Annotated in this window: 4 protein-coding genes; 3 read left to right on the top strand and 1 reads right to left on the bottom strand. The window is 43.4% G+C overall.

All coding sequences use genetic code 11. From position 1 onward, the window contains the following. The first annotated feature begins 1 nt into the window (after position 1). The 3 genes from rdrA (at position 2) to HUZ36_RS16460 (ending at position 6678) form a co-directional block, all read left to right on the top strand. Positions 2 to 2899, top strand: coding sequence for an antiviral RADAR system adenosine triphosphatase RdrA (rdrA, locus tag HUZ36_RS16450; RefSeq protein ID WP_176033436.1), 2898 nt, complete (start codon positions 2 to 4; stop codon positions 2897 to 2899). Continuing rightward, positions 2896 to 5406 carry an antiviral RADAR system adenosine deaminase RdrB gene (gene rdrB / locus HUZ36_RS16455; protein WP_176033437.1) on the top strand — a complete coding sequence of 837 codons (2511 nt, stop codon included), beginning with the start codon at positions 2896 to 2898 and terminating at the stop codon, positions 5404 to 5406. The genes rdrA and rdrB overlap by 4 nt, the downstream gene beginning before the upstream one ends. 516 nt (positions 5407 to 5922) lie before the next feature. Beyond that, a complete protein-coding gene (locus HUZ36_RS16460; RefSeq protein WP_176033438.1) occupies positions 5923 to 6678 on the top strand; it encodes a hypothetical protein in 756 nt (251 codons plus the stop codon). A 385-nt stretch (positions 6679 to 7063) separates the two neighbouring features. Here the strand turns inward: HUZ36_RS16460 and HUZ36_RS16465 are convergent, their stop codons facing one another. Then, the gene (locus tag HUZ36_RS16465) at positions 7064 to 19180 is read right to left on the bottom strand and encodes a tandem-95 repeat protein (protein ID WP_176033439.1); all 12117 of its coding nucleotides are present in this window, start codon (positions 19178 to 19180) and stop codon (positions 7064 to 7066) included. Between the last annotated feature and the right edge of the window lie 26 nt (positions 19181 to 19206).

Here is a 19206-nt window from a genome sequence, read left to right on the forward strand (position 1 = left end):
CATGAGCAGAAAATATAAATTAAATTTAGATAAAAATGAGTTCAGAGATGACTATATTGCTGGCAATAATCTAGATGAGTTTTGGCAAGACGATGCAAAAAATGCGCTGCTAAGTCGGTTAACAAATTGCTTGGGCGAAGCAAAAGAGTATCACTCATTTAGGCAAGGGAGCAGTAAAACATGGTTGTCTCATAATGCGATTTTGGTCTCGGGACAGCGCGGAACAGGCAAAACGGTATTTTTAAGAAACAGTAAAGCAATGTGGGAAAGCGCTCATTCAACTGGCGAAGATGAAAAGTCACTGTATTTTCTTGATGTCATTGACCCCACCATGTTGATTAATGAAGACACCTTCGCCAATGTTATCGTGGCGCAGATATACAGCGAAGTAGAGAAACAGCTCCTTAAACACACAGAGTTTGCATGCTCAAGTGCAAAGCAAAACGACAAAAATAAGTTTACTTATGCGTTAAAAAAACTTGCAGATTCACTAGGAAAGTCTAGCGAATTTAACGGCTATACCGGTATCGATAAAATCCAACAATATAAATCCGGTATACATATCGAGTCTTTTTTTCATCAATTTGTTGAAATAGCGATTAACATACTTGGTTGTAAAGCCTTAGTGCTACCCATCGATGATGTTGATATGGCATTGGATCGCGCGTTTGAGGTTGTCGATGACGTCCGCAGATTGTTAGGTTGTCCTTATATTATCCCTATTGTCAGTGGCGATATGCGTTTATATGAACACATGACTCACGTACATTTTGATGATAAAGCGTATAAAAAACACGTACACAACAAGGAGCTAACAAAGGAAGGGTTGGCTGTTGCAGAAGAGCTCACCACAGCATATCTAACCAAAGTCTTTCCCAATCAAATGCGTATTTCACTGCAGCCTATTAGCCGCTTAATACCTAACTTAACGATAGCCGAGCGCTCAAGTAAAGAGAGTTTCCAAGAAACAACCGTTGGTGACTACGAACAATTGTTGTTTCAGGCCTTTTACCCCTTATGTCATAATGACGAAGCGCTGCATCACTGGCCAAAACCTGAATCTTCACGGGAGCTGGTGCAACTTATCCGTTCAATTCCTCCTAGGTATATTAATAATTCACACACATCTAACCAATCAGCAAAGCCTGACCTTCATACACTTTGGAATAATTTTATTACGTGGGCTGAGCAGAAAAAAAATGGCGTTGCATTTACAAATGCCGACTCCTATCTAACACTGCTCAACCAAAATAATAGTAAAGAGTTTAATATTCAGACATTATTGGCTTTTAATCCTAGACAACAAATTAATAAAGAATTATACCCATGGGCAAAGAAAGACTTTTATCAAAATCAATTAACGGTTCTTGAGCCACTAACACAACAAGCTCGCGCTTATAGTGGCAACACATCCATTTTAGACTCAGTCTTCAAAGCTAACTCGCATACGCTAAGAAGCATGCCACCGCTGGAGTTTTACGACGAAAGAATATTTATTTCGCAAAAAGCCATAGTTAACGCGAAAGACAATCCAGAACTCAGATTAATTGAAACAGAAGACCGTGGGGTTATCGAAATACCACTACATCAATTATTGTTAGATATTTATACCCACGGTGAAGTCTACTCATCCATGGCTAATACCTATCAATTTATCTTTTTTAGCCGAGCCTTTGAGTTAATTGCTTACTCCTGTTTAAAGCCTACAGCAGAGTTAACCATACTGGAGCGCAATATAGCGGCCATACTCAACCGCGTACCGTTTTATTCAATCTTTAGTATCAATCAAACCAAGCCTGTATTTGGTTCAACCGATCAGGAATCAACAGAAGAAGAGCAGGCGCAGTTAGATGAGGACTCAGATAAAACGCTAAGTGCAAAAATACTGGCGATACAAATTGCTAACTGGCAAAAGGCACACGAAAATACGTTTAATACACTAGACAGTAAAGCTCTGGTGGCGCTGCTCTCGTATATGTTTAACAAAACCTTCACTGCTTTTGCGGTATTTAAGTACCAAAACTTACTCAAATCAGACCGCTATGACGATGAGCATTTATCTGACTTGGTTAATCGCTTTAGTTATATGTTAGTTAATTCAGCTTACACCGCTGGTATTCAGGGGGAGTCTATACCTGCAAACGTCGCAATCTCTGGTGAGTACACAACCTTCAGAGACCGGGCGAAATTTGAGAGAACGGAACGTACATTAAGTCGTAATAAATCGTTTCTAGAAAAGGAAGCTGAGGAGAGTGAGTATTCCGTACTTGCACTTAACTTCTGCCGTGCCTTAGAGCAACATCCCGTTTTATTTGCATTTACCGATACACCGCAACTGAAATTAGGTAAAACACAAAGTAATAGTGCTAACACCAAAACTACCAAAACGGCTTGGAATATAGATCCAGAGAATAACGCCGGTTCATGGAAACCCAGTAAAGGTGCAGAGAAAAGCTCATTTTCGCCAGTGAGAAGTAGTAGAGCGACAAGGGCTGATAATAAGTCAGCTGCGTCTATAGACTCAAAGAGCACTAGAGATAATCCAGAAATAGCAGCTACCAAAGAGCCTAACTTTACCCGTAATGATCAAGATAAAACTAAGCCTGTAAACCCTAAAGTTATTAAAAATAACGAAGAAATAGACCAAGCTATAAACGCGATTTTGAGAGAGTATAAAGCCGCAACAAGCGCCAAACCCAGTGTTGGAAAGCTGCGACTTTACATGCGTAATAACAAGCAAAAAATTGTATTAATTGGACTAGGGTCAGATTTTTCAACAGAGGCTATAGATAATTATGCTGCCGCCAAAGGTTTACATAATCGAAAGGGTGATATATCCGGAAGTAAATCTGAAGGTAAAGTGATCATAGCACTTCGGCGTGAAGAGTTTATCCAATGATCTGTGCATCAGATAAGTCTATTGTCGCTGCAGCTGCGTTAACATCTGATCGGTTGCTCGCTTCTCCTTCTGAGCATGGCTCATTGCTATCGAGCACCTCGACAAAGCCCATCACAGAAGCGCTCACGGCTGCGGTATCAGACTACCAAGCCTATACCCGCCACACACTTCGAAGCGATGATATTTATCATATGCTAAAGCTTAACTTTGTTTCTTTTGACAACGAAGACTATGAGCAAGTATTAAGTCACCTCAGTGACTATTATTTACAGTGGCAAGGAAATAGATTTGAAGTTAAGCCTAAAAAACTGGATCAATGGCTTGAATTATTAACGCTGCTTGACCCAAGCTGGGTAATTGCACAGGCTTATAAAGATTTATCCTCACGCCATGGCGTGAGCAAACATGATGTCATCAGCGCGATTACGCGCACTCAATGCCCTTTCGCATTATCTAATGACAGATATGACAAAGCATATGCTGACAACCATGTACATTTGGGAGGTCATGGCTATATCGGCCCTTCCCTATTGGGGTTTGCACTTTATGGCCAATGCCTAGATGACAAAATTGTGTGGCCGAGGCGAGCAGAATACACTTTGTTTGAGAGCGGCGCTTATAAAAAGCAACACCTACCAGCGTGGTGTCACCAATTAGGCACCACCTTGATTGAACACACTTTTAACTATCAGGCTTCCACTTTGCGTGAGTTTGACCCAAGCGAGGATATCGCCAAAATACACAACGTATTACCATATTTACACCAAGATAAAGCCGATCTGGTTACACAGCACTACTTTGTTGCCGCACACAATCGTTTTGCTCCATCGTCAAAACGCTGGCTACTCTTCTGTCTTGGGGTATTACACTGTGATAAAGCGCTCAGTCACCAAATCAATGCTTTTATTCGTGTTAGCGCTATCTTTCGAAACTATATGGTGGTGTCGGGTGTCGGTTTAAGTCAATTCGTTAGTCACTCTCGCTTTCAAGCTCGGAGTAAACGAGCGCTTGCGTACCAAAGTCACAGTGGGGTAGATGCACTCAGTGCTGATATGCAAAACACTTATCGTGAATTTAGGACTACACCGCAAGTACTACTGGGCACTGAGCAATTCCCAGCCGATCCAGAGTCCTTAACCCAAGCACTGCGGGTACTGTACGAGTCTTCCTTAGCTGAACAGGTGCATTTTGTGTTGCACTTTACGCGCTCAGGTAATAGAGCAGATAAATACCAAGAACAAATTAGAAAGGCATTGAAAGCGCAAGTAAACATGCTGCAAGCGTTTGCATGCTCAACGACCTTTTCAAGTTACGAGATAAAAGAGTTTGGTATTGCTGACAATACTTGCCCCCTTACTTTTGACTTGCGCAAGGCCATTCGCGGCTTTGACGTAGCAGGCAATGAAAATGAGCTACCGATAGAAGTATTTGCTCCCGCACTTCGAATACTCCGCCAGGCCAAATATAGTGCCTCTGGGATATTTTCAAATCGGATGCAGAGACCTTTTTTAACCGTCCATGCTGGTGAAGACTTTAGCCACCTCCTGAGTGGACTGCGCGCAATTGATGAAGCGGTGTACTTTTGTGATTATCAAGCTGGGGATAGATTGGGACATGCGCTGGCGCTAGGTGTGCTACCTCGTAAATGGGCAAAGCGACAACGAGTTGCCTACCTCTCTATCGACGAGCATCTAGATAATCTCGTGTGGTGTTATCAAAAAGCCCTAGAAGTTGTTCAGCAAGTACCTCAATTTACAGGTGTGCTGCAACTACTTAATGAAAAGATCCAATACTGGTCAGGGTTACTTTATGATGACGAATATAGTTGTAGAGCGTTATATGAAGCGTGGAAACTACGCAGAAATTGCCCGTACGCTGTGCGCGAAACCAACTTAATGGAGCCAGGCTGGGCAGTTGACTTTGAGCAAGGTGAAGCCGTTAACAGTTCAAAAAAAGCGCTAGCGCTTTGGCAAAGCTACGTAGATAGGGACGTACTTGCACCACATCAGCAAAAATCGGTAATGATACATTGCATTCCTAAACCTGCGGAAGAGCCATTTGGCGTGGAACAAGGGGTATATTTTGATTCTATTTCTGCAGCAGAACTGGAGTTATATGAGGCTATCCAAGATTTGCAAATGGAGAAGTATGCCGCTGATGAAATCATGATTGAGGCATGTCCAACTTCAAATATTTATATTGGCCGATTCCATCATCATCATGAGCATCCCATTTTTCGCTGGGATCCACCTGAACAAGAGTGGATCAAAGCCGGTGAAAAGTATAACCGCTTTGGCCTCAGAAAGGGTTCCGTTGCGGTATGTGTGAACACAGATGACTCAGCATTAATGCCTACTACCATTCAAAATGAACACAGGATATTGCAACAAGTTGCAATTGAGCATTATCAAATAGGTGTTAATCAAACCGAAGTTTGGATTGAAAGGATCCGACAAAAAGGTATCGAGATTTTCCAAAGCAACCACTTATCCTGGTTAAAACCCTGAGCTGCCTTGGTGGAATATCAAATTCGTCTTAATACTTGGCTAATTTGAGAGAGTATTAAGACGATAGCTATATTATACCAATTTGACTTAATACTTGCTCAATTTGAAGGAGTAAATCTGACGCTAACAGTGTTAAAAATTTCTCATTTAGAACAACTAAATAGCAAAATTTTTGCCTTGCCTATATGGATGTAGGTACCTTAGCGATAGCAGGACGCGGTAGCGGAGTTATCGACAAGATTTTCTCGCCTCAAAATAGACCACTTAATTAAGCAAATTGGTATTAGATGTTTCTTGTTCGCCACTTTTTACATTGCGCACATCGCATAGACACCTCATTGATTGCAATAGTCACAAGTAGTATTTTCACCAGAGTTTCAGCTTCAAAAAAACGGCTCATTAACAAGTGGATACTGTAAAAAATGTAAAAAAATGTCTTTTACTATTGTGTACTATTTTAGAAACTATTTACAGCATGTATACTGAATACGTATTCTGACAATCAAAGGAGATGAAATGAAATACATTTATGGGTTAACAAGTTTACTGTTTATTTTGGGAACCAGTGGCTGCTCTAGTGAGTCCACTACTTCAGATATTGTCGCGACCGAAAAAATTTGGGCAGAAATTCGTCTTACCGCAGACGGTAATCGCGCGCGAGTCGTTACTGAATTTAATAAAAACAGTAGTATAGGCGCAAATATTATTCTTAGCCCCAGCGACAAAGTACAAGCCACCGTTGGTAATGAAGTAAAAGTGTTAGAGATGGATGAAGATATTTTAGATATCGACTACCAAGGATACTTTAGCCAACCGGCTAAAAATACTGAATTTAAACTTGAATTAATAAGAAGCAAAGAAAACAAAACACTAACCTCAAAAGTGGTCTTACCGGAAGAGGTGTTGTTATATTCACCGGTCGCTGCTACATATCGCAAAGATAGCCGGATAGTTGTTGAGTGGAAGCCAGTCAATGAGCCAGACACCACCCTCACCCTATCTTTTAACGCAAGTTGCACTTCCAATACAGGTGATCCTTCATCAATCAATCACTATGTAGAGTTGGATGATAATGACGGCAGCTACACTATTTTACTTGGAAGTATAGAAGGACTACATGACGATAGTTTGAACAAGAAAAAACCTTGTAAGTCACATATTACCCTATCACGCTTAAAAGAAGGCACAGTCGATAGCCAATTTAAATCTGGTAGCTCAATACATGCTATTCAAGAAAAGGGATCTGAAGAGTTAACTATCTTACTCAACTAACCTAAACTTGAAGTCACAAGCTGTATATTTATACCAATTAGCCTAAATACTTGCTCAATTTGAAGGGGTAAGTCTGACGCTAACTGCGTTTAATTCACTTCCAATAGCCAGCTATTGGAAGTGAATTCGCCTTGCCTACAGGATGTAGGTACCTTAGCAAGAGCAGGACGCGGGAGCGGTGTTTTCCCTATGGACAAGGAAAAAACTAAGTTTTGCTTTAGCAACAATGAGTTGAGACATTCCTTATCCAAACCTCAGGTTCATTGGCAAGATTTTCTCGCCTAAAAATAGGTTACGTAATTAAGCCTATTGGTAATAGCTGTTTAGATTGGCCGTTTAGCAGTTCAATAAATATCGAATTGCTAAACGGCCAATAACAGTAGCGCTAAAACTGATAACTCACGCTAATCGCTACATCTTGAACATCGTTTGCTGAAATAAAGTAATGACTATAATCAACACCAAGCGTTAACTCATTCGAAAGTTGATAATGTACCCCTCCACCTAAGTAACCACTTGTACCACTGTCTTCAAAACGTGTGGAAAAGCGCTCTTCTCTCACACTGTTGATTTTGTAGTCCCAGTTAAATGCACCTAAAAACATTTTTCCAACAAACTTATCTGCAAAGGTTTTTGTGTAATTGAATTGCAGCGCTGGCCCCTCTGGTAATACCGGTGCAACACGCGAAATTAGATTTTGACTTTGTTCTGGGTTGCCACTTAAGCCTTCAAACTCCACGCTTCCCTGACCGAGATCAACATAACGCAGACCAACATGCCAGTTAGGGATCAACTCATAGAATGCCCCAATAGACCAGCTGCTACTTGTATCATCTAAACTGATGAGGCTCAGATCTGGGCTAGTTAATTCACTATCCGCAGTTGATTGTCCAACTGACGCTTCAATGTTCCAACTACCCGCTTGCACTTGAGTGCTTAACACACATGTACTACTGATCAACGCAAAGGCTGGTAATAATGATTTCCTGCGGCGGATCACTAATGCACTAATTAACAGTACCAACATACCTCCCATCGTCCCTGAAGACGTATTTTTAACGGATGTTACCTCTTTGATCGATACAGTAACACGAACTTGTCCTTCAGCTAAAGCTCCTAGCTCATCTCTTACCGTGTAGAGTATGGTATCTACACCTTCAAAGCCAGATTTTGGTGTATAGCTCAAAGTACCATCAATATTTATTGCAACCGTACCTTGACTCGCAGTGGCAGAGACAAGACTTAATACTCCTCCTTCGGGATCAGCGTCGTTTGCTAATACATCTATCGTAATTTGTGTACCATATGATGTCGCCGTGTCATTCGCGGCTTGAGGTGGCTGGTTTGCAATAATTGTCACTGTTGCAGTGCTACTGCTAGAGCCTCCCTTGCCGTCGGTGATACCGTATTGAATAGTTGCGTTGCCAATGAACGTGGCAGGTGGGGTATAGCGAAGTTTGTTATCTTCTATTGTAACATCACCAAAATCGACAGATGCGCTAGTAATAGAGAGTGTGTCGCTATCAGCATCGGTGTCATTTTCTAGCACGTCAATTAAGAGTGTTTGACCCGAGTAAATAGAAGCAGAGTCATTATTGGCAATTGGCTGCGTATTATCACTAATTGGAACTGCAATACCACCTGGGTCAACAATGCTACCATTTGCTAGACCATCATCATCATTGGGACCACCGTCGGCTATTCGAAGCTGCACACACCAATCTCCTTCATTTAGCCCAGCAACCCACTCATTGCTGCCAGGGGGCGGACAAAAACCTGGTTCTCCCTCTGTTGAAAGTAGTTCGTTACCGTCGCCTAACACAAAGTCTTGCCACTGACCGCCAATCAGCTTTCGATATACCGCATTTAGCGGGATTGGCTGACGTTGTGGTAGCACGATGCTGTATACATCACCTGGCTGTGGTAAACCCGTTGCAATGAAATCAAAGATCCCACCAGCGTTATTAGCTGTCGGATCAGAAGGTAACTCCTCCTCTAACAGCTGCAAACCACCTGTGTTATTTTGTGGCACTGTCGCGCCTTTACGTAGACAAACTCCAGGATCTCCCTCAACTAAGAACTGAGTCGACTCCAAGGCTTGCTCTTGAATAACATTACACTCGGTAATGGCATCCAGAAAATCAGGGATCCCATCATCATCCTCATCAGCATAACCTTCTTGATCATCGGGAATTAAATCGCCATCACTGTCATCCCCAGTTAACTCAGCCAAGGTAGAGACAACCTCAATAATAATATTTCGAGAAGTAGATAAACTTGGCGTAGCATTATCTTCTGCTGTCACTTTCACTTTATAGATACCAGCAGAGATATTGGTAGGGTCAAACTCAAACACAAATGGGTCACTCGAGATATCTGTTATCGGTGAGTCCGGGATCCAAGATACGCTCACTTGATCATTTGGATTTGGATCTGAAGCTGTCGCTGTGATTGTGACTGAACCGCCAGATGTTGTAACTAAACTACGTTCTTCGCCACTCTGCGATACCAAGGTAGTAAGGCTAGGGGCGACATTTTGCTCAACAATCGTCACAACTGATGTCGATTTAGCCCCTTTGTTTACTGAATCATCAAGACTTACAATGATTGTTTCATCGCCTTCGGCTACCCCATCGGCAAAAATATTGAAATTAATACTGGTGCTGGTGCCAGAGTTAATAACCACCTCTGCTGAGCGCAAATCATGATCTGAGCTATCAGCAGTGCCCGATACCGTATAAGGAATAGTGACAGGGTAACTCGGTGCAGGACCATTCAGATATACCGCTATTGAATGACTTCTATCTTCTGCAACTCTGCTATCTTTTTGCAATGATACAAGTGGGTTTACAGTTAAGTTTTGGCTGGCAGTCGCCACTTGACCTTGGCTATCAATAGTCTGCCAGTAAACTATATGTTTACCAGGTGCAAAAATCGGAGCGCCCCCAACCAAAGAAACTGGCAAGGCATTTCCTGCACTGTCTGTCGCAACAGCCGTTCCAAGGTTCACTTTTGTATACAAGCCTGTTGCATTAACTGTTAAATCATTAGGTGCGGTGATTTCAGGAGTATTTCCAGTACCCGAACTACTTATGGTCACATTGGCCGTCGCTCTTGCCCGCGCTTTACTGCTATCTTCCACCAAGTAAGTAATGACGATTGGTACTTGTGAGTTTGGCACGGCTTGATACGTCAGCGTATCATTAGAAACAAACACATTACCGATTGAGGCTTTAGCACCCACGATAGTTAGTGCGCTGCCATCTGGATCGGTATCATTTTCTAAAACGGGTAACACATATTGATTAGACGCTACAGGGTCAAAGCTAAAGTTATCGTCTATAGCAATTGGTGCGTCATTCACAGATGTCACAGACATAGAAACCGACGCCACGGCAGATGTCAACTCACCGTCAGATGCTCTGTAGGTAAACGTATCTGAGCCGTTAAAGTTTGGTAATGGAGTATAACTAAACACATTTCCTTGAACTCCAACTACACCGTTTTGTGGCTGTGAAACCAGTTCTACTGTTAATGTATCTCCATCTTGGTCACTAACGTCCGCTAGGAAACTCGTTGTTCCATCTTCGGCAACGCTTCTTTGCATATTATTGGCAATGGGTGCCGCATTGACTGCCTCAACATTGATACTAAAGGCAGGTAGACTTGCACTCAAAGAACCATCACTGACACTAATAACAATATTGTTATAACTGCCTACACTCTCTCTAGATGGCGTACCAGAGAGTTGACCACTAGCAGTATCAAAACTTGCCCATAGAGGCTGGTTTGTGATGGAGAAACTCAGCGTTTGAGAATCCACGTCCGTCGCTGAAGGCGTAAAGCTATATCCTTCGTCTTGTTTTACTGATGTACTCGGTGTGCCCGAGATAGTTGGTGCATCATTCACTGCATTTACAATGATACTGAATGCGGTCAGTGAAGATTCGGCTTGGCCATCAGACACGCTAATCACAATACCACTATAAGTGCCGTCTTGCCCTTCTGTCGGCGTACCTGAGATTGTGCCTGATGTGCTATTAAAGCTTGCCCAACTCGGTAAATTGGCAACACTGAATGTCAAGCTGTCGCCATCAACATCGGAGGCACTAGGCGTAAAACTATATGTGTTGTCTTCATTCACTGATGTGGGCGGCGTTCCAGAAATTACCGGACTGTCATTAACTGATGTTACTGTGATATTAACCGTCGCAGTATTGGATGTCAGGCCCTCTGCATCATTCACGGTATAAGTAAAGCTATCATTACCGAAGAAGTTAGCATTCGGTGTGTACACTACTCGCCCCGTCGTTTGCACTTGCACCGTACCGCCTTGAGGTTGACTAACGATTGCAACACTTGTAACGTCCAGCTGACTGTCTACATCTGTGTCATTTCCAAGTATATTGATCTCTATATTGCCATCTTCTTGGATTTGCTGAACCGGATTATCGACCGCCACAGGCGCATCATTTACTGCATTAATTGTGACAGTTACAGTTGCAGGATCGGATCTCAGCCCTTCACTATCAACAATAGTATACGTGAATGTAAGCTCACCATTTTGATCTTGTTTTGGTGTGATAGTCAGTAGACCATCGGTACCCACAGTTACCGTTGCTAAATTATAATTACCAACACCATCTCCTTTGTCTTCTAGAGTAATATCTGAACCATCAAAACCTTGATCTTCTACATCTGAGTCATTAGCTAAGATATTTATGGTTGTAACAGTATCTTCATTGGTTGAGCCAGAGTCATTTGATGCCACAGGTCGGTCATTAATCGCGCCGATGTTGACGGAAATGGTCGCGATGTTGGACTTTCCACCTTCACTATCAAGGATTGAATAAGTGAAACTATCATCACCTGTCTCATTAGCATTTGGGGTATATGTTATGGTGCCGTTATTTAAATCAACGGCAGTTTGCCCTTTGGTTGGCTGCGATTCAATTGTGATTACACCAGATGGATTGGTATCTTCCACATCGGTTGCACTAGCTCGTACCGTTAGGGCTGATGTTGGCGTGTCTTCATCAATATTCGGCGTAAAGTTTGCTGCTACTGGTAAATCATTAACCGGTGTGATAGTGATATTGACTGTCGCAACATTTGACTCAGCATCGGTCGAGTCTTTCACTGTGTAAGTGAAAGAATCAGAGCCGTTTGCATTGGCTGTTGGGGTGAAAGTAACAACACCATTGGTATTAACACCCAATGACCCTTTGGTCGGTTGTGTTTTAATCGTAATGGATGACGCGACTAAATTATTTTCAGGATCACTGTCATTGGTGGTGACATTAATCGCTTTTGCAACATCTTCCAATGTTTCTAACGCATCGTTCGATGCCGTAGGAGCATCCTCAACCGCATTCATATTAATAGTTACGGTATAAACCGGTGAGCTGGCACTTGAATTATCTTCGACATGATAGGTAAAAGTATCTGTATGATTTTCACTACCGTCGTGGATGTAGCTAAAGCTACCATCGGTATTGAGTGTGAGCGTGCCATATTGAGGATCTGTGTCTTTGACTATTGTTAGGCTATCACTGGAATCTAAATCGTCATCACTGGCAAGCGACAATAGGCCATTGTTCAAATCACGAGATAGTGTCCCTCCTTCATCGATCGTATAGCCAATACTCTGCCCTGTGGGGGCATCATTCGTATTTATTACTTCTATGCTAAATGCCGTCAATGAGTCGCTGTCAGTGCCATCGTTAACCGAAATCGTAATATTTGCAGTTGTCCCTACATCTGCATCAGTTGGCGTGCCAGACAGTTTACCAGTTTGAGTATTAAAACTTGCCCAACTAGGCGAGTTAGTAATACTGAATGTATGCGTATCATTTGTGTCAGAGTCCGTCAGAGTTGGTGTAAACTCATAAAGACTGTCTTCATTTACACTGGTCGCTGGTGTGCCAGAAAGTACAGGCGCAACGTTGTACTTTTTCGTTACCGTATCAGTAAATGGTGCGCTTTGGTTTCCAGCCGCGTCAGTAATAACAACGCTCAAGGTCAAGGTTCCCTCTGCCAAGCTCGACACATCAACAGAATTAACTTGAGCAGTCGTACCTGTAATGGTAATACTTGCTGAGCTGCTAACCGTATTAGTTCCATCCGATATTGAATACGAAAAGCTGCCCGAACCATCCAAACCAGACAAGGCGAAGCTTAATGCCGATTCATTTGCCGCGTTGATTACGCTTTGGTCTATCGTAGCAGTTACGCCCGTAGGAGCGCTGGCATCAATGGTCACCGATAATGCACCACTGTCAGCGGTGTTACCCGCGGTATCAGTGGCTCTAGCTGAAATAGAATGCCCACCTTCTGACATCGCGGAGCTGGGTGTGATAGTCCAGCTACCGCTAGACACCACAACACTGCCAAGCGTACCGTCCACGCTAGAAATCAGTGTAACCGTGTCACCATTAGTCCCTGAGCCTGTAAATGTTGGCGTTGTATCATTAGTGATATTATCCGTATTTGACGAGCCGCTATCTGTAGCAGCAGTCATATCAGGTGTTGTTGGAGCATTAGGCACGCTTGTATCAATTGTGACGTTTAATGCACTAGAGCTGCTGCTAACGTTATTCGCACTGTCAGTGGCAGTGGCAGTAATGGCATGTACTATTCCTGCGGTTAGTGCAGAGGTGGTAATTTGCCAGTTGCCGCCTGTTGCAGTCCCAGTGCCAATTACTGTGTTTCCGCTACCAACTTGGCTACTGTAAAGTTTAACTGTCGTGCCATCTTCCGCAGTACCAGAGAACGTTGGTGTGGTGTCATTTGTGATGTTATCCGTGTTAGATGCACCGCTATCTGAACCTGCTATTAAATCGGGAGTAGAAGGAGCGTTTGGCGCAACGTCGTCAATAACCGTAATCGTGAAGGATTTTTGTAGCGTATTAGTTGAATCATCAGTTTGAATACAAACCGTATGTGAACCTGCATCTAAGTCATTTTTTACAGACAGCAAGGAACCGCTAATTTCAAAGTTCGCATTGTCAGTACTCGCTGTACAGGTTCCTGCATCACTGCTACCCACAGTAACCAAGGAATAAGTATGTGAGGAATCGTCGACATCAGTCGTGGATAAAGTGCCAATATTATACCCTGTCGTAGCAGCAGACTGATTTATGCTGTTCGAGCTGAGTGTCAATGTCAGTAGTGTGGGGGCATCATCATTCGCCGTAATAGTGACAGCAGCTTGATTAGTCCCGGAGCTATTAGCTTCCCCATCATTAAATACATAATCCAGTGTCACTGAGGGTGGCGGCGCTTCCGAACTATTTTGATAAGTAATACTTTGTAGTACAGAATCAACAATGGCAGAGGTTGCACTAGTGTTAAAGGTTAACACTAAGGTGCCAGCAGAGTTTGTCGTAACAGTGCCAACAGTGGCTGAGTTATAAACAAATGTATTCCCCTCAGTAAGCGTTCCCAATAATCCGCCGTTACCAAATATATCTTGCGAACTTGCACCACCATTTCGTGAAATAGTCAGGCTTGCGTTGTTGTAATTACCTACCCCGCTATCAAGTGCATCAAGTTCGGTATCAGAAATCACCACATCAGAGTCAATAGCTACCGCGGAGCCATTTTCCAAGAAGGTTGCACCGCCATTTAAATTACTAAATACCGGCACATCGTTCGGGCTAACAAAGGTGATATCAGTATTTGCGCCGTTGTCAGCAACCGTAAAGACAAGCGAATTACTCGGTGCATTTGACAGGCTAATAGCTACTTCAACCGCACTGAAATCCGTCGCATCTGTATCAACCTGAAGTGTACTGGTACCATTAAAACGTACATTACTTGTCGTTAAACCGGTAACGCCAGTGATGGTAATGATATCTCCGATGCTTAAGTCCGTGATAGTATCACCATTGAGATCTGAGGCACTGCCCACAAAGCTATCATTACCAGCGTTACCTGTCAGTGAATCCGTACCTCCGCCAGGTCTAATGATGTCTGCACCACTACCACCGGTTATGGTATCGTTGCCATTAAAATCCGTCGCCGTCATGTTAATTGAATCGCCGCTGAGCGCACTTGCATTCAGTGTAAGTGCAGCAGAAAGCGGAAAACCGAGTGAATTAGAAATGGCAACTGTACCGCCATCTGAGTCAAAGTTATCGGTTAGGGTTATCGTAAATATGTTTAGGGAGCCAATCGCGATGTTCTCAATTTCAGATACGCTAGTGTTTGCAAAGTTGAATGTTCCGCCATCCATCAGCTTGAGTGTTTCTGATCCAGCAGCCCCCGTAATTGCAGTGGTAAAGCTGTTGCTAATATTAGCCGCGTCCAAAGTCACTGTTGCGCCACTTAAAAGCGTTAGTGAACCTATATTAACAAACCCGCCGCTGGTCAAGTCTGCGCCATCAGAAGCGCGAACAGAGTCGGCAACAGTGGCATCCCCAGTTAATGTTCTGGCATATGCGCTGCCGCCAATATCAAAAATAATGGCATCATCAGCAGCAACAGCAGACACATTTGTTGTCGCACTGCCAACTGTAATGGTTCTGGTATTTCGAGTATCGTCGCCAACGCTGTAGGTTTCAACGCCTGTAAAAGTTGTAAAGTCTCCATCTCCGGTCAGGTTGATGGTTTCTGAGCCTGCTGCGGTGATGGTACCAGTAAAACTATTATGCTGTGCCACAGACATAGTTACGGTACTGTTTGAGGCAAGCGTTAGATTTGTAACTGCATTAATCGTCGCAGCGCTAATGTCCGCACCAGAACTTAACGCAAGCGTATCCGCTGTTGTGTTATCACCTGTAATGGTTCCTGTGTAGCTCAATGCACCAACATCAAATGTAATGGCATCGGTACTTGAAGTGCCAGTAACTGAGTGCCCAGCACCGCTCACCGTCACGGTTCTTGAATTATTACTATCATCTAGAAGCGTGTAACTTTCAATGGCAGTTATGGTTGAAATATCACCATCTCCAGAAACCGTTAGTGACTCTCCCGTTCCACCCGCAGTGACCGTACCTGTAAACCCAGAGATCTGAGATGCGTCTATAGTTATCGCGCCATCGGTCGCAACCGAGAGGTTTTCAAAACCGCTAACACTTGCACCCGCGATGCTGCCACCATCGCCGATATTCAGCGTGTCTGTCCCTGACCCCCCAGCCAATGTCCCGCTAGCACTTATGGCGCCAATATTCACAGTGTCATCACCACTACTACCGGTAACACTTTGCCCAGTTGCACCAAGCGTAAAGGTGTTTGCGGTTGACAAAACGTAAGCCTCAACGGCTGCGTTACCTGTTAATCCATCGGAAGTATTACTAATGGTTATCGTTTCAGAGCCTGCTGCGGTAATTGAAGAAACAGCGTCATGCTGTGATTCTGTCATCGTTACTGACGCACCACTTGCTAAGCTCAGCGTTTCAAACCCAGTAATTGACGTCGCCCCGCTTATATTGGCACCATTACCGAGCTGTAATGTATCCGTTCCAGTTCCCCCTGATAGCGTTCCAGTTGCGCTAAATCCTGCAACATTTACAGTATCATTACCCGTGCTACCTGTAATATTTTGACTCGCAGCGGCGAGTGTAATTGTAAACGCAGCATCTAAAACATAAATTTCAATATCTGCATCGGCGGTAATAACACCATCTACAGTGGTGCTTGATAGCGTGAAAGTATTGGTACCTGAACCGTTAATCGTGGTAAAGCTATCATGCTGTGCCTCTGATAATGTCAAATTACCGGAAGAAACCGGAGAAAGCGTCTCAAACCCACTAAGTGAGGTAAGCGCTGTTAAGTCCGTGTTAGTCGCAACAATGAGCTCATCAGTACCAGCACCAGCTCCACCATCAGCGCTCGAGCCTGTTGCGTGGGTTGCGTCAGCGATGGTCAACGTTTCACTTTCTGTAGTGAAAGTAATCGCGGGTGATAGGTTAGTACCACTATTTGTATTAAACCCTGCAGCATTGGAGCTTGCCGCGGTGACATTAGTCACTGATATGGTTGCCGTTCTTGATACACTGCTTGCAGAGCCATCATTAATAACAACCGTCACCGTTCTAGCCGTTTCATTTGGTGCGCTGGAGGTATTGTTGTATGTGATTGCTTGCAGAAAAGTTTGCACTTCTGAAGCTGTTGCTGAGGCACCTGTTATTGAGATGGTATCTTGTAACGTAATATCAGAGGCGCCAGAAACCCCTGTTAGCGCATTTTGTGCCGCGGCCGTTATATTCAACCCTTCAGCAGCACCGTCTTGATCATTAGTTAATGACACAGTAACCGTGGTTATCGTATCCCCATCAGCCTCGGTGACAGCCGCATTTGTTGCAATATTAACAGCCCCTCCACCTTCTGAGAAAGCCGCGCTGCTGTCATCTGAGCCAGAGCTCGAATCTAAGTCAACCACAGGCAGGGTGTTGGCTGTTGAAAAATTAAAAGTAGTATCGTCGCTAATGCCTGCAAAGCTAAAGCTTGCATTATCATCGACTGCGGTCGCGTCAATTCGTATCGCGTAGTTGCGGTTGCCAGTTAAATTTGTGGTTGGGTTTAAATAAATTTTGTCACCCGAAATACCGATACCACCCGCACCAGGAGTTGTTGTTGCGGTAGCAGACGTCACATCAAAAACCTGAAAATTACTACTACCTGTCACGTCTCTAATGGTAATGTTGCCAGTCCCAGCCACAATATTTTCACTGAAGTCGATAACAATATCATTGCTGGCTGTCACGTTAGTGGCATTGTCATTTGGCGTAGAATTAGCGCCATCAAATGTTGGCGCTGCTGTATCGACAGTAAACGCAGTAATTGCTAACGGTGTGTTGGTATTACCTGCAGCATCTTGGACTGTAATAGTACAGTCACTATAGGTACCCTCTGCGAGTGGCGAAGTGTTGTCACTCTGGGTTAGGGTTATTGTTTGGTTTCCAGTGCTGCTAATCGTTGTAGAAGTTGATGTACCACAACTGCCACCCACAGATAATGTGCCAGTTTCAGTAGTACTAAACGTATAGTTTGGCGTTGTATCACTCGTTGGTGTCGACACTGCTGTGACTTCAGCCACCGTTGGCGCGGTGGTATCCACTACAAAAGATGGAATATTGAGTGTATTACTAGTATTCGACGCATCGTCCGTAACCGTGATAGTGCAATTACTATACGTCCCATCTGCTAAAGGCGATGAGTTGTTTGTTTGTGTTAACGTGATGGTCTGGTTACCCGTACTACTTATGGTAGTAGAAGTTGACGTACCGCAACTGCCTCCAACAGCTAACATGCCAGCTTCGTCTGTAGTAAAAATATAATCTGGTGTGTTGTCTTGGGTTGGCGTAGTAACCGGTGTCACTTGACTGATAATAGGGGCTGTCGAGTCTGGGTTTTGGATATTAGTCAACACGAAATCATCGAACCGGCTATAGTCTATATCTGAATTATCATTTTTACGAATGGTAATCTTTGAAACACCAGTCCAATTCAAGTTAACCTGCTGATTACTGCCCACTGTCACATTTACTGAATTGCCCTTATTAGATTCAATCGTGAAGTACTGTGAGCTCGAGCTATAGAGGTGTACACTGGTGATATCAAAGATCTGCCCGGTACTGAAATAAAAATACAGTTTTTTATCACCCGTACTAGTTCCGGATCTATCTACCAAACATTCTCGAGTACCGCTGTACACGTAACATGACAAATCTCCACTATCTAGTTTTAATTTCGCTATATACCCACTACCAATATCGTACGTTTTAGCATTTTCATAAATATTACTAAAGGCATCCATATTGATGGTTTTATCAACAGCTAATACATCACTAAAATCTTTTAATGTAGCCTCAGAAAAAGGGGTAGTGGTATTCACTTCACCTTTATGTATTTCTAGCTCCCAGTCGCCATTTAGATCGCGACTACCCGTCAAGTTATTTGAGGCTGCAATATCAACATGCGTATTTTTCTTGATGATTTCGACTAATTCAAAGCCATGATTGTTGGCCGCTAATTCACAGCCATAAAATAGCAGATCAGCGCCGGGCTTCATTGCTTGATTTATCACGTCAGTAAGCTGGCTATCGTGTGCGAAGTCTGTTTTATTTACTCGCTCATCGCCTAAGTGGATAGTGCCCGCTGTCGCATGCGACACCAAATGGACAGCATCAAGGCCACGATATTGCTTAAGCCAAAATATCAGTTGTTGCTTACCGCTAGACCCTGCTTTTAAATCAATAACCTCTATACCGGGACGGATGCGCTGATAAAACAAGTGCTTATCTTTCACATCAGCAGCAAGGATAATTAGCTCTTTCACACCAGCCAGTTTGCTAAGGCTAATTTCCCCTTCTATTGCTGTCGATTCTTCGGCTTCGTAAAAGAATGATTCAAGTTGATAATTTGATTTACCTCGAGCCAAACGTTCAGGCTGAATACTACTTGGATGAAGGTTAAAAAGTGCGTTTTGCTGTATCGCAGCATAACTACTGACAGGTAATAGAGCGGAAACTATTCCATTTAACACGAGATGATGCATATTACTTCCTTCTTATATCACAAGGT

The organism is Pseudoalteromonas sp. McH1-7, assembly GCF_013366255.1.
Classification (GTDB): domain Bacteria; phylum Pseudomonadota; class Gammaproteobacteria; order Enterobacterales; family Alteromonadaceae; genus Pseudoalteromonas; species Pseudoalteromonas peptidolytica.

Bases quoted from the DNA above. Each gene is read 5' to 3' on its own strand.
- HUZ36_RS16460 (WP_176033438.1), top strand. From the start codon at position 5,923: ATGAAATACATTTATGGGTTAACAAGTTTACTGTTTATTTTGGGAACC.
- rdrA (WP_176033436.1), top strand. From the start codon at position 2: ATGAGCAGAAAATATAAATTAAATTTAGATAAAAATGAGTTCAGAGAT.
- rdrB (WP_176033437.1), top strand. From the start codon at position 2,896: ATGATCTGTGCATCAGATAAGTCTATTGTCGCTGCAGCTGCGTTAACA.
- HUZ36_RS16465 (WP_176033439.1), bottom strand. From the start codon at position 19,180: ATGCATCATCTCGTGTTAAATGGAATAGTTTCCGCTCTATTACCTGTC.